At 46.8% G+C, this 24,461-nt stretch carries 26 protein-coding genes; 25 read left to right on the top strand and 1 reads right to left on the bottom strand.

All coding sequences use genetic code 11. The features are described from left to right. Positions 1-92 precede the first annotated feature (92 nt). A complete protein-coding gene (locus PAEVO_RS14220; RefSeq protein WP_243390767.1) occupies positions 93-584 on the top strand; it encodes a hypothetical protein in 492 nt (163 codons plus the stop codon). 67 nt (positions 585-651) lie between these two features. Here the strand turns inward: PAEVO_RS14220 and PAEVO_RS14215 are convergent, their stop codons facing one another. Then, positions 652-1,545, bottom strand: a complete 894-nt coding sequence (locus PAEVO_RS14215; protein WP_100538125.1) for an AbiJ-NTD4 domain-containing protein — start codon at positions 1,543-1,545, stop codon at positions 652-654. Positions 1,546-2,140: 595 nt separating this feature from the next. Between PAEVO_RS14215 and PAEVO_RS14210 the strand changes: the two genes are divergently transcribed. From PAEVO_RS14210 to PAEVO_RS14100, 24 genes are all read left to right on the top strand, one after another. Beyond that, positions 2,141-2,914, top strand: a complete 774-nt coding sequence (locus tag PAEVO_RS14210; protein ID WP_100538124.1) for a hypothetical protein — start codon at positions 2,141-2,143, stop codon at positions 2,912-2,914. Positions 2,915-3,162: 248 nt separating this feature from the next. Beyond that, positions 3,163-4,263 (top strand): RelA/SpoT domain-containing protein, encoded by a 1,101-nt coding sequence (locus PAEVO_RS14205; RefSeq protein WP_100539456.1) that lies wholly within the window; start codon positions 3,163-3,165, stop codon positions 4,261-4,263. A gap of 385 nt (positions 4,264-4,648) precedes the next feature. After that, complete coding sequence (locus PAEVO_RS33805; protein ID WP_165789663.1) at positions 4,649-4,789, top strand: hypothetical protein; 141 nt, start codon at positions 4,649-4,651, stop codon at positions 4,787-4,789. A gap of 38 nt (positions 4,790-4,827) precedes the next feature. Further along, positions 4,828-5,373, top strand: coding sequence for a hypothetical protein (locus PAEVO_RS14200; protein WP_100538123.1), 546 nt, complete (start codon positions 4,828-4,830; stop codon positions 5,371-5,373). A 349-nt stretch (positions 5,374-5,722) separates the two neighbouring features. Then, positions 5,723-7,021, top strand: a complete 1,299-nt coding sequence (locus PAEVO_RS14195) for a site-specific DNA-methyltransferase (RefSeq protein ID WP_100538122.1) — start codon at positions 5,723-5,725, stop codon at positions 7,019-7,021. Positions 7,022-7,441: 420 nt separating this feature from the next. Continuing rightward, entirely contained in the window at positions 7,442-7,657 is a 216-nt protein-coding gene (locus PAEVO_RS14190; protein WP_100538121.1) for a hypothetical protein, read from the top strand. A 451-nt stretch (positions 7,658-8,108) separates the two neighbouring features. Then, positions 8,109-8,990, top strand: coding sequence for a phage terminase small subunit-related protein (locus tag PAEVO_RS14185; RefSeq protein ID WP_243390766.1), 882 nt, complete (start codon positions 8,109-8,111; stop codon positions 8,988-8,990). Then, positions 8,983-10,401: a DEAD/DEAH box helicase family protein gene (locus PAEVO_RS14180; protein WP_100538120.1), complete on the top strand. Its 1,419-nt coding sequence runs from the start codon at positions 8,983-8,985 to the stop codon at positions 10,399-10,401. Before PAEVO_RS14185 ends, PAEVO_RS14180 begins: the two co-directional genes overlap by 8 nt. A 16-nt stretch (positions 10,402-10,417) precedes the next feature. Then, a complete protein-coding gene (locus PAEVO_RS14175) occupies positions 10,418-11,917 on the top strand; it encodes a hypothetical protein (RefSeq protein WP_100538119.1) in 1,500 nt (499 codons plus the stop codon). Then, positions 11,917-13,380, top strand: a complete 1,464-nt coding sequence (locus PAEVO_RS14170; protein WP_243390765.1) for a phage minor capsid protein — start codon at positions 11,917-11,919, stop codon at positions 13,378-13,380. Before PAEVO_RS14175 ends, PAEVO_RS14170 begins: the two co-directional genes overlap by 1 nt. Then, a complete protein-coding gene (locus tag PAEVO_RS14165) occupies positions 13,370-13,705 on the top strand; it encodes a hypothetical protein (protein ID WP_100538118.1) in 336 nt (111 codons plus the stop codon). Before PAEVO_RS14170 ends, PAEVO_RS14165 begins: the two co-directional genes overlap by 11 nt. A gap of 142 nt (positions 13,706-13,847) precedes the next feature. Continuing rightward, positions 13,848-14,540 carry a scaffolding protein gene (locus PAEVO_RS14160; RefSeq protein WP_100538117.1) on the top strand — a complete coding sequence of 231 codons (693 nt, stop codon included), beginning with the start codon at positions 13,848-13,850 and terminating at the stop codon, positions 14,538-14,540. A gap of 13 nt (positions 14,541-14,553) precedes the next feature. Continuing rightward, on the top strand, positions 14,554-14,931 hold the full coding sequence (locus tag PAEVO_RS14155; protein WP_100538116.1) for a head decoration protein: 378 nt from the start codon (positions 14,554-14,556) through the stop codon (positions 14,929-14,931). A 36-nt stretch (positions 14,932-14,967) separates the two neighbouring features. After that, entirely contained in the window at positions 14,968-16,104 is a 1,137-nt protein-coding gene (locus PAEVO_RS14150) for a major capsid protein (RefSeq protein WP_100538115.1), read from the top strand. Between the two features lie 55 nt (positions 16,105-16,159). After that, positions 16,160-16,522: a hypothetical protein gene (locus tag PAEVO_RS14145; RefSeq protein WP_133120326.1), complete on the top strand. Its 363-nt coding sequence runs from the start codon at positions 16,160-16,162 to the stop codon at positions 16,520-16,522. Between the two features lie 8 nt (positions 16,523-16,530). Next, positions 16,531-16,920: a hypothetical protein gene (locus tag PAEVO_RS14140; protein ID WP_100538113.1), complete on the top strand. Its 390-nt coding sequence runs from the start codon at positions 16,531-16,533 to the stop codon at positions 16,918-16,920. Next, on the top strand, positions 16,917-17,249 hold the full coding sequence (locus PAEVO_RS14135; RefSeq protein WP_100538112.1) for a hypothetical protein: 333 nt from the start codon (positions 16,917-16,919) through the stop codon (positions 17,247-17,249). The genes PAEVO_RS14140 and PAEVO_RS14135 overlap by 4 nt, the downstream gene beginning before the upstream one ends. A 46-nt stretch (positions 17,250-17,295) precedes the next feature. Beyond that, on the top strand, positions 17,296-17,679 hold the full coding sequence (locus PAEVO_RS14130) for a hypothetical protein (protein WP_243390764.1): 384 nt from the start codon (positions 17,296-17,298) through the stop codon (positions 17,677-17,679). 2 nt (positions 17,680-17,681) lie between these two features. Beyond that, positions 17,682-18,089, top strand: coding sequence for a minor capsid protein (locus tag PAEVO_RS14125; RefSeq protein WP_100538110.1), 408 nt, complete (start codon positions 17,682-17,684; stop codon positions 18,087-18,089). Positions 18,090-18,091: 2 nt separating this feature from the next. After that, entirely contained in the window at positions 18,092-18,643 is a 552-nt protein-coding gene (locus tag PAEVO_RS14120; RefSeq protein WP_100538109.1) for a hypothetical protein, read from the top strand. A gap of 71 nt (positions 18,644-18,714) precedes the next feature. Further along, entirely contained in the window at positions 18,715-19,125 is a 411-nt protein-coding gene (locus tag PAEVO_RS14115; RefSeq protein WP_100538108.1) for a hypothetical protein, read from the top strand. Positions 19,126-19,160: 35 nt separating this feature from the next. Continuing rightward, positions 19,161-19,424 carry a hypothetical protein gene (locus tag PAEVO_RS14110; protein ID WP_100538107.1) on the top strand — a complete coding sequence of 88 codons (264 nt, stop codon included), beginning with the start codon at positions 19,161-19,163 and terminating at the stop codon, positions 19,422-19,424. 4 nt (positions 19,425-19,428) lie between these two features. After that, a complete protein-coding gene (locus PAEVO_RS14105) occupies positions 19,429-23,919 on the top strand; it encodes a hypothetical protein (RefSeq protein ID WP_100538106.1) in 4,491 nt (1,496 codons plus the stop codon). After that, positions 23,920-24,456 carry a phage tail domain-containing protein gene (locus tag PAEVO_RS14100; RefSeq protein WP_100538105.1) on the top strand — a complete coding sequence of 179 codons (537 nt, stop codon included), beginning with the start codon at positions 23,920-23,922 and terminating at the stop codon, positions 24,454-24,456. The last annotated feature ends 5 nt before the right edge of the window (positions 24,457-24,461 follow it).

Raw genomic sequence — 24,461 nt, 5'->3', positions numbered from 1 at the left:
GGATGAATGAGACCCCCTATCCGTGGCCGGGGCGGGGGTCACTCGGTAATATATTCCTCTCAATTATTATATCATAAAGGGGATTGAGGGGAATGGCGATGGCATGGGGACAAGGAGAGCTCTTTCCAAAAGCAAATGATGCGGAGATCCAGCGCACAAAATTCCTGCTCGGAAAATATAAAGAGATGACGATGCTCATGCAGGATTTTGAAAAATTCGAACAGGATCTTAAACAAGTGGCCATTGATGGTGAAGCAGCTCGTCGCATCGATCAGGAGGATCTACACGCCGACAAGACAGCCAATGCCACTATCTTGATTGAGAAGCAGCGTTGGGTATACCAGAGATATCAGTTTTATACTCATCAGCTCCGTAGGGCATTCAGCTTGATTCAAGACGATGATGAAAGGAAGGCTGTCGATTACAGGTACATGCAGGGTTACTCCTATAAGGAAACACTTCTCTTCTTCCGGCATGGTCTGAGTGACAGCACTATTCGTCGGAAGATCGCTGAAGGCACTGAGAGCATGGCAAATACACTGAAATTGATGGGATTCTTTGAGCAAGATGATGCTGAGTTTTAAGAAATGGAGAAAAAAATCGGCAAACTAAGGTGAAATAATGTCTTAGTTTGCCGCTAAAGTTGTTTTATTACTGTTCGGTGTTCACACTTTCCATACAAAGGTCAATCAACGAAATCATACGGTAGAATAGGTAATCGACTTGTTTCATTGTAGTTATTTTGATTTTCCCTTGTTCAAAATGACGGATTTGATATTCATTACCGATAGTCGTAAGCGCCCTGAATTCGTTGTCGAGCAGCACGTCAAATTGTGATGTTCCTGCCGCTATATTCTTTGTTAAAGTCAGGACTGATGCTTTTTTGTTGCTCGGATTATAAAATGTTTTTAATCGTTCGAAAGCGTCCCAAATTTTCTCAAGAGCTATACGGCGGTCAAATTCCATCGGTTTGCGGATATTATCGACTGCTGCGTTTACCAATTCGTTCAAATCTTTGTCCTTTGATCTGACGTTGAGGTTTTGAAGGACGGCATCCAATTGGGTCGGCAACTTTCGCTTAACCACACCATCTTTGTCGAGATAGAACACAATTCCGTTACGTTGGAAAATTTGGTTCACTTCGGAGCGGAATTTTTCTTTGTCGTTTTCGCTGCCAGGAAAGAAAATATGATGATGCTTATAATAACTATGCCAATCACTTTCGTTGATATCTACGATTTTTGAGTAACAGAATTCAACGAAATCAAGCAACGAATATTTATCAATCTCATTGTCTCCGTCCCATCTTACGTTGACGGGTGTTTCCATGTTCGGGATTTGTGCTTTTATAGCGGCATTAAGAAGCTGAACGTCCGTGCCACACACCATTTCGTTATCAGGGCAAGTATTAGGGAATTCAAGAGAAAAGTTCTTAAGAAATTTCTTGTAAACGGCAATAATGCCATCATAGACAGAATCCTCAATTTCTTCGGAATTCATCTCTTTCTTGCCAAGTTCCCGATCACTAAAATACTCATGTACCATTTCTAGTCTCCTTTTATTGTACTACTTTCGTAAATTAACTTTATTCTACTTAGTAGCTTGTGAATCCTGCTGGTTAGCTTAATAACACTAATCAATTTTAACAATAGAATGAATTAAACAAAGAGTAAGACCAACTAGAATTAGACTGAAATGAACATGAATTGAACGTAATTTGAACCAAAGTTGAACATCACATGACTGTTTACCCATGATAGGATGTAATCATAGAATAAGGCGAGAATGACACGCACGGCTGCATGAATGCGGCATATGACCGGGGCGTAACTCTTCTCGTCTTTTTCTGTTTATTATCAAGTTTTACGACAGTACGGACCGTTGGAAGATTCTTGAGGGAACAGAGAGCATGACCAAACACATTGAAGTTCATTGGTTTCTTTGAGGGGCTGTATAAAGTTTGGGAAGAAGTGAAGAATATAGTTCCTGAGATATCGTTTTTAATAGAATTTCGGGTAATATCTCCTATTAATTGAATCGAAAAAGCCCGGAATTTGTGATAGTTAATCATAAAATGTAGTGATAATATTTTCCAATTATCCTATAATGGAATTAAAAAATATAATTGGGGGTTATTTTTTTGAAGGTTTGGAGAATATTAGCGTGGATATTTATTCCGTTTATCATGATTTTTATTGAATGGAAGAAGATTGGAAAGATTGCAAGAGTCTTAGGTGCTATTTGGGCTATATTAGCTTTTTCTCAAGTAATAAATGCTGCATCAGGTAACACTGAACAAGCAGACACAAGCAAATCTACGACTACAGTAACAGCAGGCGTAAATACCAATGAAGCCAAACAAACACCCGAAGAAGAAAAACCTGTCGAAGTACCAGTTAAAGAAGCTACGAAAAAAGATGTGAAGCCTTCGACGCCAGCTAAGCCAGCGAAAACCGAAGAAGATAATACAAAGAAATATCAAGAAGTGGTATTACAATTTGAAAAAGACATGTATGCTATTGAGGAAACGATGAAACCATATATGGATAATTATCAAAATGCTTTAAATGGAGTTAGCCAAGGTACGGTTGATATTTTTACAGCATATGAAGCGACAGAAAAGGCAAGAGATGCAGCAAAGAATATTCAATCACAGTATTACCAGATGAAAATAGCAAAAGATTTGCCGAAGGATGTAAAAAAAGAATTAGAAGCCGCTAAATCAGATCTTGCTACAGCATATTACACAAAATCAGAGGCGCTTGAATATGTATTAAAGTATTTTGATGATCAAAAACCAAGTTATATGTCTAAATTTCAAGATGAAATTAGTATGTCTGATAATTTTATAATGAGTGGTGTACTAAAAGTATTTAAGGCAAAAGAACTGGTTGGTATTGAATTAACTGAATAAAATAGGAATGTAATAAATGCAACTGTCCGGGAACTGCTAACCTGAAGATAAACACCATATGAAATTTTCCATGATACATTAATTAGGAGAACAAGAAGGCGAGAATGACACGCACGGCCGCATGAATGTGGCATATGACCGGGGCGTACATCTTCTCGCTTTTTCTTATTTTTTCGATTGTGTATCCAAAATATTACATGGTGTGATAAATTAAACGAAAGGATGCAATGAAAGTGGGTCGAAAAAAAATGAAAAAAGTTGAATTAAGATATTCAAAAAAAGCAGTAGACAGAGCTGGTGATTATTTTTCTAGAATACTTAGTGAAGAATTTTTCAATGACGACACAGAAGTAAGCTCCCAAGAGGTAATAGAAGCCTACGAAACACTTAATAATTGGAGAGCTGTTCATGGATATCCAATCAATACTTTTCAAGCGACTTTAAGAAATAAGTTGAAGAGTATTGATCAAAACGCAGTTGTGGCTCAGAGATTAAAAAGAACACCCTCAATTATCAGTAAACTAGCCAGGTTTAAGGGAATGAAATTATCAAGGATGCAAGACATAGGTGGTTTGAGGGCTGTTGTAGAGGATCTAAGTCAAGTAGAGGAACTTTATAATTACTACAAGAATAGTAATAGCAAGTGGAAACACCAGCTTGTGAATGAGAAAAATTACATAGATAATCCTAAACCATCCGGATATAGAGGGATTCATTTGGTTTATCGTTACTATAAAAATAATCCTGAGATTTATAATGGCCTTATGATTGAATTGCAAATACGAACTCGTTTGCAACATGCGTGGGCAACAGCTGTAGAAACTATGGGGACATTTCTCAATTCCTCATTAAAATCTAGCGAAGGGCCTGATGAATGGTTATCATTTTTTGCACTGGCCAGCTCTGCATTTGCTTATTTAGAAGGAAAGAGTTTGATCCCAGGGTACGAACACTTATCGAGAGAAGAAACATTCCGGACTCTAGTGCTAGAAGAAAAAAGATTGAAGATTACTGAAAAATTGAATGTATTTAGAAACGCTTTAAAAACTATAAGTAGTGATGGAAGAACAGGCAGTTATTATTTATTGGTTTTAGAACCAGATGAGAAGAAATTAACATACACAGCATATGGAAGAGATAGACTTGAGGAGGCTACGGAACATTACTTGAAAGAAGAGCAAATAAGCGATGGAGATAACAAAAGACAAGTTGTACTTGTAAAAGCATCATCAGTTGAATCACTTAAAAAAGCATATCCGAACTATTTTTTAGATACGCATGAATTTTTAAATGTTTTGAGGAGAATAAGTAAAGAAGTGAAGAAAGATAAGAAGGAAAAAGCAGGCTAGTTAATACTGAGAAATACGAAGTATTCGTAAGATATTTTCGGGTTATTCGATTAGTTTGATAGATTGGTGTTTTGACACAACTTTTTATATCAAGATAAAATGGTCTTGTTCTTCCTCTCTAGTTACTAAGTACAGATTCTTTTAAAGCAAAGAGCGCAGCGTTTTTGCTGCGGCCGGCACGGTCGCCATTCTTTCAAAAGCGGTATGTGAATGCTTCAAAGCTTAATAAAATCGCAGAAATGAGTACATAAATTGATAGTAGTCGTCCATCCCTGGGCGGCTTTTTTTATTTTCTAATAGGAGCGTGACGTTTATATGAAATGGATTCAATGGTTGGTTAGACTGACAGCAGGCAGCCCGCCCAGAAATAGAAAGGAACGACGACATGGCAGTAAAACGTAATAAGCTGCAGCGACCACGTTATAAACCAAAGCAGCCGGGCAAGTGCAAGAGGTGTGAATGGGGCGAGTGGACTGGCACGAAGCAGTTCTGCAGCAGGCAGCGATATGTGAAGAAGGGGAATTAATCATAACCGTCGAAAAGATTCGATAGGGGGGATAAATTTTGGAAAAATTCTTCAACAGCATAGATGCTAATGCATGGATACAGACATTTGGTGGAATAGCAGGTGGTTTGCTTGCCGGTGGAATAGCTATTTATCTATTCAAAAGACAAGCAATACTTGATGCTAAACGAAACAGAATAAATGAATTACAGAACTTCGTAAAAAGCTATTATGTTATTGATATTCAATTATCAAACGCCGCTGCGCTATTGGGGATTGTTTTAAAGTTAATGGATATGGAGGAGGGGGAGTATAAGGAGAAACAGATAAATGAGCAACTCAGCTCCTTACGGCTATGCCTAGCCAGCTTAAATAATATCAACGATGATTACATTCCTCAAGAAATTTACAGGGATTTCCTAGCGGTAAAGTCTTGGCTGGACTTAAATATTTGGCATCTTGATCAGAATGAAGGTAACGGTAGAGCTGTTTTTGAACCTGGCCAACTTGCTGGTTTCTTTGATAAGTACCGTGAAAAAATATCGTCATTTGGTGAAGAGAAATCTAAAGAACTAGAAAAACTGTTGAAAAAGTATAAATATTAGTTGAAATGAAGAAATCTAATCTATTTTAAAGCCTGTCAGGTAGTTTTGGCACGAATATCGGAAGATGCTTAGAAAACAGCAGAGAAGGGGCATAGCGTTGGCGTGTGCTCCTATTTGTCGTGCATCCATATTAGAAACCAACTCAACTCAATTTATTTCTTACTCGGAGATATCTGCCTTAGTCAAAAAGATTTTTAAATCATATGAATATATTACTCTGCTCTTGTTATTTTCTTCTGTCCTCCTTTCCCACCGTGACTGTAGCGGTTAAAGAGTGGATTGCAGGGGCTGCCGCTGCCCAAATAAAGCGGCATTTTTATTTTTATGATTAAACAAAGGGGTCATACCAATGGATATCAGAGTTATATCAATAGATCGAATCAATGCAGCAGCCTACAACCCAAGAGCAGATTTACAGCCGGGAGATCCGGAATATGAAAAGCTAAAGCGTAGCATTGAGGAATTCGGCTATGTGGAGCCGATCGTTTGGAATGAGCGTACCGGCAACATGGTCGGCGGGCATCAACGTTATAAGATCATGGTTCATGAACAAGGACATACGGAGTTGGCCGTCAGTGTCGTCGACCTGGACGATCAGCAGGAACGGCTTCTGAACATTGCGTTGAACAAAGTATCCGGTCGCTGGGATGATGAAGCTTTGGCCAGGCTATTGGCTGATCTACAAATGAGCGGGGCAGATTTGACGTTATCGGGTTTTGATCAGGAAGAGCTCAGTGACCTGATAGCCGAGTTCGGTACTATGCCTGATACGGAGATTGAGGAGCCTGTTGTGGAGGATGATTTCGACGTTCAAGAGGCGCTTGATGACATCCGGGAGCCGGAGACGCAACGGGGAGATATTTGGCAACTTGGACCTCACCGATTAATGTGTGGTGATTCAACCAGCCAGGACGATGTAAGATCCTTGATGGACGGCGAACTGGCAGCGCTTGTTGTGACGGACCCGCCATATAACGTGGCTGTTGAAAGTGATTCTTCCCGTCTGACCGCCGACGGCCGGGGGACAATAATGAACGACGACATGCCCGCAGAGGAATTTGCGGGCTTTTTGCATTCCGTATTCGAGAGGTATTCCGAACATATGGCGCCGACGGCCGCGATATACGTCTTTCACCCATCTTCTTACCAGCGCCAGTTCGAGGACGCCATGAACGCAGCAGGCATTGTCATCCGGAGTCAATGCGTATGGGTAAAGAACGCAGCTTCATTTGGTTGGTCACAGTACCGCTGGCAGCATGAACCGGTATTTTACGCTCATATAAAAGGGAAGGCCCCAACTTGGTATGGCGACCGCCGACAAACCACAGTATGGCGCGCTGGCTTGCCTGTGGAAGAATCGGATCCATCCACTGTTTGGGAAGTGTCCCGCGGTGATGTTGGCAAATACGTTCATCCGACACAAAAGCCGCTGGAGCTGCTGGCCATACCGATCAAGAACAGCAGTCAGAAGGGAGACATGGTGGTCGATTTCTTCGGCGGAAGCGGGTCTACTTTGATGACTTGTGACCAACTGGACCGGCCCTGCCGTACCATGGAGATTGATCCGAAGTTCTGCGACGTCATTAAAAAACGGTACAAGGAAGCTACCGGCATAGAGCCAGTCCTCATTTCTCGTATCAATCCTTAGTATAGAAAGAGGATATAGTTCGTATCTATTGAATGGATATATATGGGTTGAAGAACGCTTTAAGGAGGCTAGAATGGATCTAGAGAAAGAAATACAAGAACTTAAAGATCGACTTGATTCAGTGGAGCGGAAAGTTGGGAAGAGACCACATGGTGGTTCGAAGGGTTTGAACTTAGGCTTTTTAATTATAATTGTCGTTTATCTATTGTTAGTTCTTATTGGGATAATCCAATTTGTGAACGCAGGATAAAGACCGCCAAGGGGCGGTCTTTTCTTTGTCCATAATAAAGGAGGACGCGGTAACGTCCTCCCCTTAGTCCAGGGTATCCCCCGGCTGAGATAGCGGCCCGCCGCGCGCGGCATTTAGCTGACATCCGCTATCTCGCATTCCATCATAACGGAAAGCCGAGGGGAACGACAATGGGAACACCTGAGAATAAAGATTTGCTTCTGCAGCACGAGCTTCAAGTCATGGAAGGTATCCTCGAGAGCAAGGAACAATACAGGAAGATCGTTAAGGCTGGCATAGCCAAGTGGGTCAAGGACTTCCAAGATGGCCGGATTGAAATCAATACGGTGGACGACCTGAAAAAGCTGATTGAAATAGATATTGAGTTGCAAAAGGATGAACTTTAATAAACTGTCCGTTCCTATAATAAAAAAATTAGCCTTACTAATGGCCTTGCACATTTCGATGTATGCCTAAATAGGATGTTGTATGTCGCTTGATTTTAAGGAGGGATACAACGGATGCGGAAGAAACGGAGTGCAGTAAAGAAGGTTAGAATAGGTTCAAAAAAGGTAAAACGATATGTCCGGGGTCAGAGACAAGTAGATGGAAGCAGATCGACTATCATCAGTTTTAGATGTAACACGACAAGATAATCGTTTAAGAAATCGTCACGTTCATGACATTTAATTGGAAAACAACTGATATTGCAAATCATTTCCATGATCAGAAAATTAGGAACGGGCCGGTCATTCCAATACGGAATGGTAAACACGAACATAGTTAGTCGGATTCTAAAATTGATATGGGTAGGCTCTTTTAGCCTATCCTTTTTTAGTTGGGGGTGGTGATAGTGTAGTGGCCAGAGAAAGAAGTCCCGAGCGGGATAAGGCAAAAAAGATGTGGCTAAAGAGCGGCGGAACGATGAAGTTTAAAGACATCGCCGCTGCTCTTTCAATTGGCGAGACACAAGTTCGAAAGTGGAAATCTCAGGACAAGTGGGCTGCTGATTTGAATAGTAACGTTACCAATGAATCGAAAGGTAACGTTACTAAACGAGGTGCTCCCAAGGGGAATAAGAACGCTGTCGGTAATCGTAGTGGTGCTCCCCCTGGTAATAAACGAGCAGTAGGTAATAAAGGCGGTCCAGGTGGGCCACTGAGAAACAAGAAGGCTGTCACCACTGGCGAATATGAGTCCATCTGGCTCGACGCATTGGAAGATGACGAGCTAGATCTAGTAGGTCGTATCGATACGGACCCAATCCTACAGGTGGATGAATCGATTCTCAAATTTGAGATTCGCGAGCGGCGTATGCTACTTCGAATCAAGAGGCTGATCGACGGCCTGACTGAGAAGGAACGACGGGTCCTGTACGAGCTCAAGTCTGTCAAGGAAGCCATGACGGTACATGACGAGAAATCCGGCCTGACCAAGACAATCCCTGTTACCCGGACCGAGATGGTTGAATCTCAAGTTGAAGAGACGGAGTATCGGGCCATTGACGACATCCTGAAGATCGAAGATGCATTGACCCGTGTTCAGGCACAAAAGCTCAAAGCGGTGGAATTGAAGAATCGCCTGATTGATGACGAGAAGCAGATCCGTACCGCTCTCCTGCAGATCGAATTGAACAAGCAACAAGGCGCTGCAGGTGCAACGCAAAGCTGGACCGACGCACTGAAAGAAATTGCACGGCGGCGTAGGGCGAAGCAGGCGGAGGCGTTAGTCGATGAGTAAGCCGTATAATGTTGTCACTGATCTGCTTGATCTATATTGGGATGACCCGGTTGCTTTTGCTGAGGACATGATGGGCTTTGATCCGGACGATTGGCAGCGAGATGTCATGATGGATGTCGCTCAATTCCCCAGGACCAGTGTCCGGTCTGGTCAGGGTGTCGGGAAGACAGGTCTTGAGGCCGCATTGGTCATTTGGTTTCTGTGCTGCCGACCGAATCCCAAAGTGGTATGTACGGCGCCTACCAAACAGCAGCTACATGACGTTCTTTGGGCCGAGGTATCCAAATGGCTGGAGAACTCCATGGTCAAGAATCTCTTGAAGTGGACCAAGACAAAAGTCTATATGATCGGCCATGAACAGCGGTGGTTTGCAACGGCCAGGACGGCTAACAAACCCGAGAACATGCAGGGTTTCCACGAGGATTACATGCTTTTCGTCGTGGATGAAGCATCTGGTGTGTCCGATCCCATCATGGAAGCCATCCTTGGTACCTTGTCCGGCGCTGAAAACAAATTATTAATGTGCGGAAACCCGACTCGTACGAGTGGGGTTTTTTATGATTCTCACAATCGGGACCGTAGCCGTTTTTGCTCTCATAAGGTGGATAGCCGCAGCAGTAAGCGGGCCAGCAAAGAAAATATTCAGATGCTTATCGATAAATATGGTGCTGAAAGTGATGTTGTCCGTGTCCGCGTATATGGAGAATTCCCGAAGGCAGAGGCGGATGCATTTATTCCTCTAGAGCTTGCCGAACTGGCTACAGGTGCAGCCGTCGATCCAATAGGCGACACGCTTCACCTGGGTGTAGACGTAGCACGCTTTGGCGACGACGAAACGGTTATCGCACCACGGATTGGGATGAAGGTATTCGATCTCAAATGGTACAACAAGCAGGACACCATGGTGACAGCGGGTCAAGTACTGAGTATCGGGAGGGAAATGCTTAGATCCTTTCCGCAACTGGAGTTTGTCGAGATTAAGGTCGATGATAGCGGGGTTGGTGGCGGCGTCACTGACCGACTGAACGAGGTGATCGCTGAGGAAGGAATGTATGGGTGGCGAGTGATCCCTGTTAATAACGGCGGCAAGCCCACTGATGATGAAGTCGAACATTACGAGAATCGCGGAACCGAAGCTTGGGCTATTGTTCGGGATGTACTTCAAGAATCCTTCTCAAAACACATGCAAGGTGAACCTATCAGTGTTGAGCTGCCGAACGATGAGCGGCTAATCACTCAGCTGACACAGCGGAAGTACAGAATGACCAGTAAAGGGAAGCTTGCTCTTGAACGCAAGGAAGACATGAAGAAGCGCGGGCTTGATTCGCCTGACCGAGCGGATGCTGTCATTCTGTCATTCGTGACCGATAACGCACTCCATTACACTAATCAACGGCCGGCAGGCTGGTAGAAAGAAGGTGAATACAATGACGATCGTTTACAGAAAGAAGACGTTCCCACCGCCCCCATACGATCAGGAAATCGGCATGATGATGTATTACCGATTGCTTTATGAGGGTGAGCACGCGACGATCTTTCCAAGGGCAAAGGCTGTTGTGAAGGAAACCCGCGTCGTCCGCAGAAGAAATGGTATTCGATCATGGCAGCAAGTCGAAAAGGTGTTCAGTGCGGACCGCCAATACATTGTGGCCAACTTCAGTAGCCTTGTCGCTGAGGTGCCGGCGGATCTGCTGAATCGGTCGCTCGGGAACATTTCGGCTGATACGGAGGAAGGGCCGGAGCTGGAATTCGTGTCTACTGTCGTGACTACCAGCAAGCCTAATGAGAAGGTTTGGTCAGCCATAACCCAGCATCAGGTTGACGGCAGGGTCGCTTATCGAATTCGCCGGAGTGAGGCTGGGACGGTATGGTTCGAGTGGGTCTTGGGGGATCAGTATCTACCACATGATGACGGTCAGGGATCAGACATCGTGTGGTTCGAAGAATGGGGAAATGGTGACCGCAAGGATCGGTTCCTTCGTGTTGAACGGCAGCGGCTGGAGACCGGTGGGCTCGCCATTCAGCAGCTGGTTTTCAAGATGGAAGGCGACAATGTAGGCGATGAGGTGGAAATTGCCCAGTATGCTTCGACATATGATCTGGATATCCCGGAAGATGTTGAGCTTCTAGGCGTAAACGAGCTGCTTTGTGGCATGATTACAAACGACGAAACGCTCACAAGTCCCAGGGGACGGTCCGCACTCCGAAACATTGATGGCCTGCAGGAAGAAATCAATTGGACTATCACTCGTGACAGCATCGTCTTTGATAAACATGGGAAGCCGAAGCTGGCGATTCCTAAGGGTTTATGGGATACAGTCGCACTTCAAAATCATCGGGACTATGGCGGTCGCTTCGTCCGGAACGCCGATTTGGAAGTCGTCTCTTATGACGAGAAGTCCGGGGCCGTTCCTATGTATATCACTTGGGATGCCAAGACACAGCAGAGCTTCGAACACGTCACACGACTGATCAAGTACATGCTGGCCATCAGCAAAACTTCCCCGCAGGCTGCCGGATTGGAAGACGGTAAAGGTGACTCGGGCGTTGCTCTCCTTTACCTCTGGATCCAATCGGTGATTAAGGCTGAGGCGATAAAGGACAAGTTTGACGCGGCGATCAAAGATGCCGTCAGGAAATGCATGATTCTCGAAAATGCGATTGGTAATCAGAATCTTAAGATTAGTGACCCCGTAGTCGAGTGGGGGGAACTACTGCCGAAGGCAGACAGCGAGAAGGACACAGAAGAAATCGAGAAGTATGCCGGCGGTGTGCAATCGCTGGAGACGACAGTCCGTCGTATGCATCCGGACTGGTCTGAAGAAGCAATCATGGCCGAAATCCAGAAGATTCAGGACGAGCAGACCGCTGACTCGATGAATCCGACCTATACGCAACCGCCGCGGGTGAACTTGGGTGGTAGCTAATGGCTGATGCTGATAAGCTTATAGCTCTTTATACGCAGGCGGGGGAGCGGCTGATCCAACTGATCAGGTCCCTTGAGACTGGCAGCTACACCCAGCAGAGGAAAGAGCGACTGCTGAAGCAGATCGATGAGATCCTTGCCGAGCTGACCGACGGATCTGCTCAAAGTATGTCTGAACTGTTGGCAGAGGCATATAAAGCGGGATCTCGCGAAGCTTCTGACAGCATGCTGGCTCAGGGAATGGCGGAGAATCAAGTCAATACCGTACTGGAACCGATCATTCATCAGCAAGCTGTTCAAGCGATCATGGACGACGCCTTCTTCCGGATCCTCGAGGCGACCGACAACATGTCCCAGGACGCGAAGCATCGGGTGGAGGAGGTTGTCCGAACGGCGACGGAGCGTATGCTTACCGAAGGGATCCGCCGGCGAGAGGCAACCAAAGAAGCCGTCGCCAAAATGACGGATCAAGGTATCAGAGGAATAGTAGCCAAGAACGGCGCACGGATCCCAGCGGATAAGTACATGAACGGCGTTGTCCAATACAATCTCCGGAAGGCACACGTCACTGGGGCTGAGAACACGATCGTTCAGAACGGTCTTGACCTGGTCTATGTGAACTACGTGGGGATAACCTGTGAATATTGTGCAAAATATCAGGGCCGCGTTTACAGTATCAGCGGCAAAGACTCGCGTTTCCCGAAACTGGAGATCCGCCCGCCATACCACGCACATTGCGTCCATTCTATAAGCGCTTGGATTGAGGAATACCAAACCACCGACGAGATCGAGCGTATGATTGCTGTATCAAACCGTCCATTTACGGATAATCGTATCGAGGCGAACATTCGGCGCTATAATGAGATCCAGTTAGAGAAATCCCGGAAGAATGAGACGCGTAAGCAATGGATGCGGTACAAGGCCGTGTTGCCAAACGATACGCCAGATTTACGGACGTTTGCCAGTATGAAGGCACGCGGGGCAACTGCGTACAAAGACCTGCAGGAACTTTATCGTAAAGCCAACGTAATAAATAAAAAGACGGAGTTGCCTAAAAATTCTGGATTGATAAAACAATATGGTGAAAATGTCATTAGGATACGGAAGCAGGTTCTCGGCAAAGGACTCGTCTGGAACGAGGGGAAACTGGATGATCATCTTGTGAAAAGAAAGAAACGAAAGCACATACCTGAGGACTGGACAACTTCGGATTATGAGAGCAAGATTAAGGAGATCGTTTCGAATCTTGATAGCGAAGTGTATCGGTATTCGAAGCCAGAATTCAAACAAGATACATTTGTATTCGGTGACGGGGAACTATGGATCGTTATGGTCGAGGAGGATGGAACCATGACAACGTCATTTCCTTTCAAATCTGAACAGAAGTATCGAAACTATTTAAACGTAGATGATGGATATAATTATATGGGAACAGTGAAGGAGGTGCGTGAATTTGAAGGATGACATCGAAGCATATGGTATTGAGGTTTCGGATACACTCCTAAGTATTTTCGAAACAATGGAAGGATTCAAAATTAGAGATGAGTTGGCTGGAGCCAAACTGACCAAAGAAGAATCGGAATTGCTTTCAAGGTATGACGCGACACTGCTCAGACGAGCCGGCGAATTCGCACGCTTTTTTTCTAAAAATGCTGATCCTGAAAAAATCTTTAGCGACAAGCCTCCAGAAAATTGGTGGTGGCACATCGCCCGCATTGCATCCGGCCAGATGTCAGTCGATTTGACGAAGCGAGCTGTCGTATACGAAGGTCAAACATATAAATACTGAAACGTCTTCGCAGTTGTAGCGAGGGCGTTATTATTTTCCTCAAGCCACTTAAATAAGTGGTTTTTTCTTTTGTCCAAACCGTGGCATGACGCAAAACTGCTATTCGAGGAAGCCTACCCGGGCATAAAACAGGAGGTCAAAAATGTACGAAGATATTGCAAAACGTTTGCCGTTGAAGTTGGATTTGCAGCTGTTCGCTGAAGGTGGCGCAGGTGGTGAAGAAGGAGGAGCAGGCGGCGAGGGCGGTTCCGGTTCAAACGGGTCTGAGAAGACTTTCACCCAGGCTGAGCTTGACCAACACGTCCAGTCACGCCTTTCCCGAGCTGAGAAAGCCGCACAGAAGCAACTTGCTAAGGACTTGGGCTTCGACTCCGTTGAGGCAATGCAAGCTGCCATTAAGCCGAAGGAGAAGGAAGACAAAGAAGGGAAACTTGATCCCGCGGAAGTCGACCGTCTGGTCGATGAGAAAATCAAGGCACGTGAGAAGGAACAGAACGACAAGACCTTCAAGCGATTGCTAAATGCCGAGGTTAAGGTGATGGCGAATGAACTCGGGTTCGCCGATTGGGAGGACGCAGCTGCACTTGCAGACCTGTCCACCGTAAAGGAGAACGAGAAGGGCGAGCTGGAAGGCGTGAAGGAAGCACTCGAGGCTTTAGGCAAGAAGAAACCGCACCTGATTAAAACGAAGCAGGGGGGCGGCCGGATCGGTGCTGACATCGGTAGCGGGACTCCAGACGACAAAAAGAAACGACAAGAGGAAATGGTCAATTTAGCAAAGAGCCGCGGGGTACCCGGTCAACAAGCCGTGTATAACCCATGGGCCCAAAAATAAGGAGGGATTATCCATGAGACTGCAACCTAGACCACGTGTAACTGTTCAGGATGAGTATGAGATCCTGGCATCCTTTGAAGTGATCCGGGAAGTGACCAACGGTATCACTATTGATTCGACAGCCGTTACTGCGGATGCCAATGGCGACAAGATTATTAAGAAAGGCATGCCGATGGCGAAGCTCACTGCATCGGGCAAATTCGCTCCTTATGATCCAGCCGGAACCGACGGCAGCCAGAACCCGACTGTGATCCTAAAGCGTACAGTCAACGTCAAGGACGGCGACCATGTTGTCGGCGGATATGAGGTCGGTAAGTTTATCACCGAGCGGATCCCGGTTTCAGTAGACGACGAACTCCGTAAGAAGATGCCGCACATCGTCTTTGCTTAATCCCAAACACTTATCCATGAAAGGAATGAAAGCATAATGACCAAGCAATACAACTTGCGTTTAAAATTGGACCTCCAGACTTTTGCTGAAGAACCGATTGAAATGACACTCGAAGAAGCATTGAGCGGCGAGGACTTGCTCATTTATTCTCGAAACCTTGAGGTCGATAATAACTATCTTCACCCTTTGTTGTTCCCGCCGGAGGAAACTGATGAATTGACTGTAGATGTCATTCGAAACAGCGGTTCGAGTCTTCCTGTAATGGCACAGATTGCCGAATTGGGTACCGAAGTCCAATATGGTTCCCGTGAAGGCTTGACAGGTGATCGTGTCAACATTCCAAAGATTCAACGTGGACGGGCTATGGATGAAAAACTGGTCCGGATGGCTCTTCAGGCGTCGCAAAGTTATGGCTTGCGGGATGCTGAACGGAACAAGCTTCGTACAGAGCAATTAAATGACGCTCAGTATGCCGTCGATGCTATCAGAGCTCGGCGGGAGTGGATTGCCATGACGGCTTTATGGCAGGGAGAGGTGCACTATGCAGAGGATAATGTACGGGTTGATGTGAGTTGGGGATACACTCCTGAGCAGAAACCAGTACTTACGGGTACAGACAAGTGGGATGACGTTGTGAATTCTAAACCATTGGATGACATTCAGGAATGGGTGGATGCTTTTTCTGATAAGGGAATTAAACTTACCCGCGCAATGACGAGTAAGAAAATTATCACCCTGTTGCGTCGCAACTTGTCCATCCGTAAACATTACCATGGTGACCCGAGTGGTAGTGCTCAGCCGCCCCAGCTTACACGTGCACAATTACAGTCAGTGTTCGACGAATTGGAATTTCCAGCACTGATCGCTTATGACACGCAAGCACGCACTGAAGATCGTAAGCTAAACAATGGGAAACTGAATTTCACTACGGTTCGAATGTTGCCACAAAATCGTTTCGTTATGCTGCCGGATGGTCCACTAGGTAACTATCTGTGGGCTAAGACGACGGAAGAAATGATGTCCGAGATTGAAGCTGTTCAAACCGGCGACATGGGCATTTACGTATTTCGTGACTGGACAAAGAACCCGATTCGCTTGCGTACTGCTGGGGTTGCACTGTCCTTCCCTGCATTCGCTTGGGCAAATAGTGTTGTTTCCGCAACAGTGTTATAAGGAGCTCCTTAGAGGGCTCCTTTCTTTATATTTAAAACCAGAAAGGGTGATGGAAGTGGATTTGAAACTGACAGGCGTTGTGAAATACGAAGGTGAGTGGAAACAGCCGAACGATATTATTCGCAACGTTAATGATTCAGTCGGTAAATCAATAATTGATGCTGGAGTTGGCAAAGAAATCGAGGCACTGCAGGATGATTCCGATACCGAGCTGCAGGCGCTACGCGAGCGGGCGAAGGAGTTAGGTGTCCCGAACGCTGGCCGACTCGGAGAGGCCAAGCTGAAGGAAGGCATCGCTGAAAAGGAAGCTGAGCTCAAGGAGCTCCAAGAAAAAGCCTTTGAGCTCGGCATTGAAGATGCCTACGAAAAAGGCGCGGCGACGCTTGCCAAAGAAATTGAAGCAGCCGAGCAGAAGTAGGTGATGGTATGGACCCTCAAGAAGTTGGTGCCTGGATCACGGCCAACATGCTGGATACGGAAGCTTGGGACCGGGCCACGGATCAGAAGCAAGCCGTCGCTGTCGTCCAGGCAGAGAGGAATCTGGCTCGATGGTATCCAAACATTAGTCCGATGGCCGTCTCAATCGTTGCGTTTCAAACGGTATGGGAGCTGCAGGGTATCGATCCGGCACTTAAGTATCAGAAACACAACGTGAAGACGGTATCGGACAACGGCGAATCGATCAGCTACAAAGACGGGGAACGCCCTGACGTTGCCCCAGACGTCCGTGCCCTGCTTGGACCTACCGCTGATGAGTTGGCAGAGAAGGAAGCTGCAGAAGCGGCACAGCGGCAGTATGGCGGTGCATTGGTATGAGTCTATTTGGATACCCGGCAACCGTACGGCATTTTCATTCCTTAAAGGATGATTGGGACCGTCCATTGCCGCCATCAGAGACGGAACGATCGGCCAAAGTAATTGAAGAGCAACGCTTGATCAGGAATTCTCGGGGCGAGGAAGTACAAATCGCATATGAGATTCAGATCGAAGGTGCAATCCCTATCAGTTTCGATGATTACTTCATGTATATAAATGCTCTTGATTTCGAGGTGCGCTGCGACGTTGCTCATTATGAGGTCCGCAAGTTTATGGGAACCGACGACGTAAAGAAGGTGATCATTTATAGCCGACCACAAAGTCTTTAGTTTTAGCTTGGAAGGCATTGACGCAATGGTCGACCGACTGACGAGGATGGAGAACGACTTGGACCGTCGGCTGGAGGAGAAGCTCACCCGTCTAGCCCTTAAAGTCATCGCAGATGCTAAACGTCTCGCGCCGATCGATGAGGGCGATCTTGAGACTGCACTTGACGTGGGCGAGGTCAAGCAAACGATTGCTGGCATGTACATTGATATCGGGACAAGCCCGGAAGTCGATGGGTACGCTGTGGTCCAACATGAGGGTTTCCGAAAAACCAAAAACGGTGCAATCGTGGAGATGACCCCAGGAGAGAAAACTCGGAGCAAGCCTTCACATGGCGGATACATGCCTGGGAAGAAGTTTCTGGAGAACGCTTTGAAAATGAACGAAGATCTCATTCTGCAGGAACTGAAGAGCGTCCTGGAGGGAGGATAAATATGCTCGCTAGCGACTTGATTGCACATCTGACGGATGCCGGCTTCACCGTTTATCCGGATCCAAACTTCATTCCGGTTGAGCTGCCGGAAACGAAGTTTCCATGCTTGTTTGTTTTCGGTACCGGTGGATATGCACCGCATGAGTATGTACCGACCGAGAGGCCCACGTTCCAAGTGATCGTGAAAGGTAAGTCATACAAGGCGATGCCTGCGAACATGGCGGGAACCGAGTCACTTGCCAAACAGTTGATCAAGCACCTTCATCGGCGGAGCAACTATATTGCCGGCAACGCGCATGTCTTTTCAAGCACGGCCATCCAGTCCAGTCCGATACCGCTCGGGCTCGACGATAAGGATCGACCGATGTATTCGACCAATTTTATGTTTTATACGAAGGAGGAGCAATAATCATGAGTGATGTAGATCAAATTTATGCGGGCCCAGGCATCTTTAAATGGGGTATAGATGAAAAAGGTGTGCTGGAGCCTGATGGTATCATTATCGACCTGACCCAAGGCGGCATTACCTTCACGACAACAACAACCTATTTCGAACCGACGACAGACCAGACAGGCACAGCTCCAGTAAAGTCTATTTCTACCGGTACGACTGGGTCCATCAATTTCGAGACACCGGATATGGATTTCGAAAAGGTCACAAAATATAACCCGAATTCATTGAAGGTAGTTGACGCAACCGATCCGGACAAGGTGAAATACCAGGTCACGGGACTAGCGGGGAAAGAACTGCCGCGGCGACGTGCGGTGATAGAGCCTCAAGGAGTCGTGGATCCAGCACGCTTCATTTATGTCGAGTCCGTTGGTATTAAGTTCGATATGAACGCCGCCTTCGTGTTGGATAATAACCTGCGTCTGACCGTCTCGGCAATGGCTTACCCGTCCCTTTATGCAATCCCGAAAGGTCTGCTTTATACTTGGGGCGACATCACGGCAACAGCATAACGATTCATGTACAAGGAGAGGGCTACGGCCTTCTCCTCTTTTCTTATTTCCTATGAGAGGGATGATCAAGGATGTTTAACCTGGGTAGTAAAAAGGATTATGTCACGCTCGGCAGTAAGCGGGTTACGGTTCCCAAATTGACCCGAAACCGATTAAAGAAGCTAACCGACCATATCGGATCGATCGGTGATTATCTCATTAAGCTATTCCTGACACCTGAAAGTGACCGTGCGGTGTTCATTGTGGCTGCCGCTGACGTTTCCATAGATGAGATTTATGAATTGACTTCGCTTCTTAGTGACCTACCTATAGATTACTTGGACGAGCACGCCGCCTTCGGCGAATGTACAGAGTTCCTGCGGCTGACGTGGGAGAAGAACGACATGAATGAAGCTTTAAAAAACTTGAACGGCCTGATTCCTCCAGTAGCACAGCAATTCATTCAAAGCATCGTCAAACGGATGGATCGGGCCGACGTGTAGTCACCTATGATGATTTTGTCTTGCGTTGTTGTGCAGTGCTGGGTAAGACCCAACATGAGATCGAGAACGGATACTATTTCGTGGACCTTCCGAAAATGCTCGTGATGAAAGACGAGGTTTGGGCGAAGGAGCTGCTGTTGCAGATTGACATCGTCTCGTATCCACACATGATGGACAAGAAGGCAAGGGAAAACATTATTAAGCGAATCAACAGCATGCTGCCGAAGCCGCCAGCAGAACCTCCAAAGACGGCAGAAGAACAATATCAAGCGCGGCTAGCGCGTATGAGGGGACGGTGAGATTATGGCTGTGGAGATTGGAGAACTGCGTGCCCGGATGACTGCTGAAGCGCAAGGTCTTAAAGCTGAAATTAAAGCTGTTAAACAAGAAATTTCAGGGCTTGGAGATCAAGGGAAGAAGACGGCAAGTGATATCAAAAGCATGGATACAGCCTTTGATCATTTAGGGGCTTCCAAAGATAAAATCGGCCGGCTCACGTCGTTTCTTGATAACGTCAATGCGAAAATCGAACTCCAGCGGAAAAAGCTTAGCGAGCTGAAGGAATCGTATGATAATACCTTCAACGATCAGAAGAAAAGTAAGCTGCAGGAGCAGATTTTGAATACTGAGGCTGCACTTTTAAAGCTCACTCAATCGTCGGATCAAACGGCTCAGAAAATTTGGGAGCTGGAGGATCAAGCGCAAAAAGCCGGAAACGGCTTTGAAGTTCTGAACAATTCCCTGAAAGAAATCGGTTTGAGCTCAGGCCAGATTGACATGATCAACAAGTCGATCCAGAACGCGAACCCGGAACTGCTGGAGGAACAGTTACGGCAGGTGCGGGAACAGCTCCGAATGATCGGTTTAGACGCCAAGCATATCGAAAAGATCGAGCAGGAACTGAAACAAGCGAATGTCGAGGTGCAAAACACAAAAAAAGGAATTGATGGTCTCGCTTCGGGATTGACAGCCCTCGGTGCCGGCATGGCGACCAGGCAGCTCATTCAAACCTTCAATACGTTGGCTAAGGAAGCACAAGGGCTTGCAACCTCATATCTAGGTTTGTCAGAAGTCTCCAAAGCACTTCACGTCGACACGGAAAAAACAATCAGCCTTGCCGAAGAACTTTCGGATCGCTGGGGACTTAGCCGCACAGCTATGGCAGACACCGTAAAGACCTATCTTACCGCCGGCTTAACCTTAGAACAGACCAAAGAGATTATGACGGCAACGGCGGATGCCGCAGTTTACAACCGGGAAGCGCACCTGACTTGGGATGAAGCCATCAAACAGGTGGCCCAAGGTGTTAAAATGGGAAACTCTGAGCTGACAGACGCGGCCGGCATCACGACGAACCTATCCGTTATGTACGATCGCTATGCGAAGACGATCGGCACGACAGCGGCCAAGCTGACCGAAGCCCAGAAGCTTCAGGCTGCTTATAACGGTATCATGGCAGAGTCCGCAATGTTTGCAGGGAATGCTGATTCTGCCATGACAGGGTATACCGGCACCCAAGCGACTTTTAACCAAACTATAGAAATGGCTCGAGTAGAACTAGGGGAATCCTTCTTGCCTGTCATGGGCGAGATCATGCAGCGCATCACGCCGATGATTAAGGACTTTGTCCAGTGGGCAGAAGCGAACAAAGAAGTTGTTGCTGGCCTGGCCGCCGGGAGCATTGCGGTGCTGGGATTGATCACCGTCCTAGGCACCTTGGTTGTTAGCATCGGTGCCGTAACAGCGGCGCTGCGGGCTATGAATTTAGCCATGGGTCCGATTGGATGGGTCATAACTGCACTGTCTTTGGTTGCTGCAGGGGTAGGGGCATACAAGCTTGCTTCAGATGCTGCATCCGAATCTGTGTTGAAGTTTGCAGCGAACCAGGAACAATTAAATCAAAAGCTTGCAGAGTCACCCGTCAACCGGACAGCCGAGGATGTCAAAAAGCTTCAGGGCGATATTGAGACCCTTAATGAGATCCTTGAAAGACGTAAAGAACTAGAAGAACAGCTCAATGAGATGCGCACAAAATATGCTGATCACGCATCTTATCTTGAACATGGAACTGGATTTGCCCCCCTTGAGGTTAGGAAAGTAGCCGAGGAATTTAAGACCCTCAACACGGAGTATGAAAAACTGAACGGACAGCTCAAGGATATGGATTTTAGCAATGCAGAAGATGCTGCTATTGCTCTTAAAAATATGAAGGCAGAGGTTGAACAATCGACACCTGCTTTGATTGAAATGGCCAAAGCTGAAATGCAAGATGTCGCTGCGAAGAATAGTAAGGTCATTGAAATGGAAAAAACGCTGAAACGTTATAAGGAACTTTCAGCAGTTCAAAAGCTGGATGAAGCTCAGAAAGCAGAACTCGTATCCGTTACCAATACCCTTAAGAACCAATATCCCGGATTGCAAGCGCATATGGACAAGGAGGGCCGACTCCGGATCGAAAACATTGGTTACATCGAAGATCAGATCGGTGTCGAGAAAAACATGATCACGGCTTCGGTGGAGTCGGCTAAGGCTCAGATTACCAATCTTAAGGAAACAACAAAGGCACAAAAGGCAGCCGTGGAAGCTCAGATCAAAAACTACCAAGCCCTTGCCAAGGTGATGGGTGCGATTTCCGGCAAGGCACTGGACATCGGCATGACGGAAGGTAAGGGGTCCTTGGCCCGAGTTGGGGGAATGCTTGGCGGCATCGTTAGCGCAGGCGTAAAAGCCCAAGCCAATGCGGCTGCAGCCAAGATGGCAGAAGAGCAAAACAAATATGCTGCTGCTGAACTGGAAGCGGACAGAGCCCTTTCTAATCTCACGTCCGGCAATCTCGATGCTTTTGCCTACCAACCGCGTGATCTTAGCGGTGGGGGGACTGATGATGAAAAGAAAAAAAAGAAGAAAGGGAAGAAAGAGAAATCAGGCAAGTCTGCAGCTGAACTTGCTAAGGAACAACGTCAGGCTGCTTATGACGCTGCGATGGCCACGGCACGATATAACGCTGAATATTATGACCAAACAGCTGATCAGCAGCTGAAGGCCCTCAAAAAGATTCAAGCGAATCACAAGCAGCACTTGAAAGAAACACTTGAGGATCAGCGCGAACTCAACCTGCAGATGAAACGCCTGCAGGAGGATAGTGCCAAATCGAATTATGAGGCTTCTGCCACGTGGATCGAGCGCCAAGAGCGGAAGATGGAAGAGTCATATAAAAGCGAAGTCCAGATTGCGCAGATGAAGGTGGATATGTGGACGAAGGTTCGCGATCGCTACAAAAAAGACAGTGAGTATTACAAGGCAGCTGATGAAGAATTAAAGCGAGCTCGTGACGAACTCAATAAAGCGCAGTATGCTGCATCCTCTGAATGGATCAGTAAAGAAGAACGACGGATGCAGGATTCTTATAAGAGCGAAACTCAGATTGCTCAAATGAAAATAGACAGCTGGACTCGAGTGCGAGATCGATATCACAAGGATAGTGAAGAGTACAAGAAGGCCGACGAAGAAGTGTACCGGGCTCGTAAGTCATTATTAAAATCCCAATTCGCTGATTCAGAGGAATGGATCGCGAAGGAAGAACGCCGTATGGAGGAAGCTGGCAAAACAGAGAACGAGATCACCCAGATGAAGCTGGCCGCATGGACTAGGGTCCGGGATCGTTACCATAAAGACTCGGATGAATACAAGCGTGCGGATGAGGAAGTATATCGAGCCCGCAAGGCACTCATTCAGGATATGAAGAAAGAGACGGATGACTTCTACAATGCTCAGAAAAAGAAACTGGATGAGTCTCTTAAGGCTGAGCTGGACGGGATTGAAGCTCGCAAGAAGGCATACGTCGATGCTCAGAATGAGAAGATCAAAGCCATCGACGATCTGATCGCGAAAGAGCAGGAACTGAACGTCGACGAGGACTATGAAACCCAGCTCGCCAAGAAGTTGGCCCGCCAGCAAGAACTAAGTACCGCGGTTTCACCAGAAGGTCGTAAGGCGCTGGCAGACATTACGGAGGAGATCGAGCGGATGCAGCTCGAGCGCAGCCGGGAACTCCGCAAGCGCGATTTGGAAGACCAGAAACAGAAACTGGTTGATGAAAAGGATGAAAAGGAGAAGGCATACGATGACGAGCGGAGGGATACGGAAGATCGTTACAACGCCTTGAAGGATGCTTTTGATAGCCATAAAGACGATATTCAATTCATCGAGAATGCAATCAAGGATTTCAGGATTGGCGCCAACGAAACGGCTAATCAGCAAATCTTGAGCGATCTGGATCAATTCGTTTCGGCGTATAATGCGAAACTGTCCAATATCGCCAAGGTGTCAGATCCCTCAATTGCTGCTAACGCTGATCTGGATGAGTATAACGCCAACAAGGACGCATGGTCGGCTGCCAAGGCGCGGGGAGACACCGACGAGATGGCACGTCTCACTGCTCGGAATGAAGAGTTGCGCAGGCTGTACGGCGTGGATAAGGACACTGGCAAACTTCAGGCGTTCAAAGATGGAGGAATCGTACAAGGAAGTCCTGGTGAGGCGGTACCGGTCATTGCTCATGCTGGTGAGATGTATTTGAATCCGGAGCAACAAAACACGCTTTGGAAGTTGGTCAGCGGGCAGGCTGCAGCTCCGACGGCCAGCAAAGCGGAGCCGGTGATTATGCAGACGGTTAATCATATTGACATGTCTATCGAACGTGTGGAGGTGCAGGATCCAACGGATGCGGAGATCCTTTACACCGAACGCGAGCGGACATTCCGGCGCTTGGCGACAACAGGAGGTGGGAAGTAGATGGACGTTTCTGTGAATGGGGAATGGGTTTCCAGAACGGGGGCAGTGCTGGTATACCGGAATATACCCGGTTTGCCAGAAGCGAAGGAGAATACCGTTCAGATCGCCGAGCGAGACGGAGAAATTGATTTCGGAAGTACGTATGGAGCCCGGCCAGTTGGCCTGGGCTTTTTTATTACCGGCGATTATGACCCAACCGTTTCCCTGCTTATGCGCCAATTTAACACCCGACGCGGCGTACTGGATCTGGTGTTTTCAGACCGCCCTGGCAAACACTATTTTGCTCAGTACCGCAGTACCATGAGCTGGGACGAATCGACAGGGAACCGGGTGATCGACATTCCGCTCAAGATGTATGATCCGTTTCCGGAGAGTGATGAAAAGATTACGGAATTAAATATCACTCGGTCTTCACAAGTGGTGTCCGTCCAATCTCTTGGGGATGAGCGGGCCAGCCCCGTTATTGTGCTGACCAACATCGGCACAACCACATTGCAGAGCTTTAAAATCCGCAACGAATACCTTATGGAAGGATGATTGAT

Source organism: Paenibacillus sp. GM2FR (genome assembly GCF_002803325.1).
Classification (GTDB): domain Bacteria; phylum Bacillota; class Bacilli; order Paenibacillales; family Paenibacillaceae; genus Paenibacillus_AQ; species Paenibacillus_AQ lautus.
The sequence above is the reverse complement of the archived record's forward strand: the minus strand, read 5'-3'. Positions and strand labels throughout refer to the sequence as shown.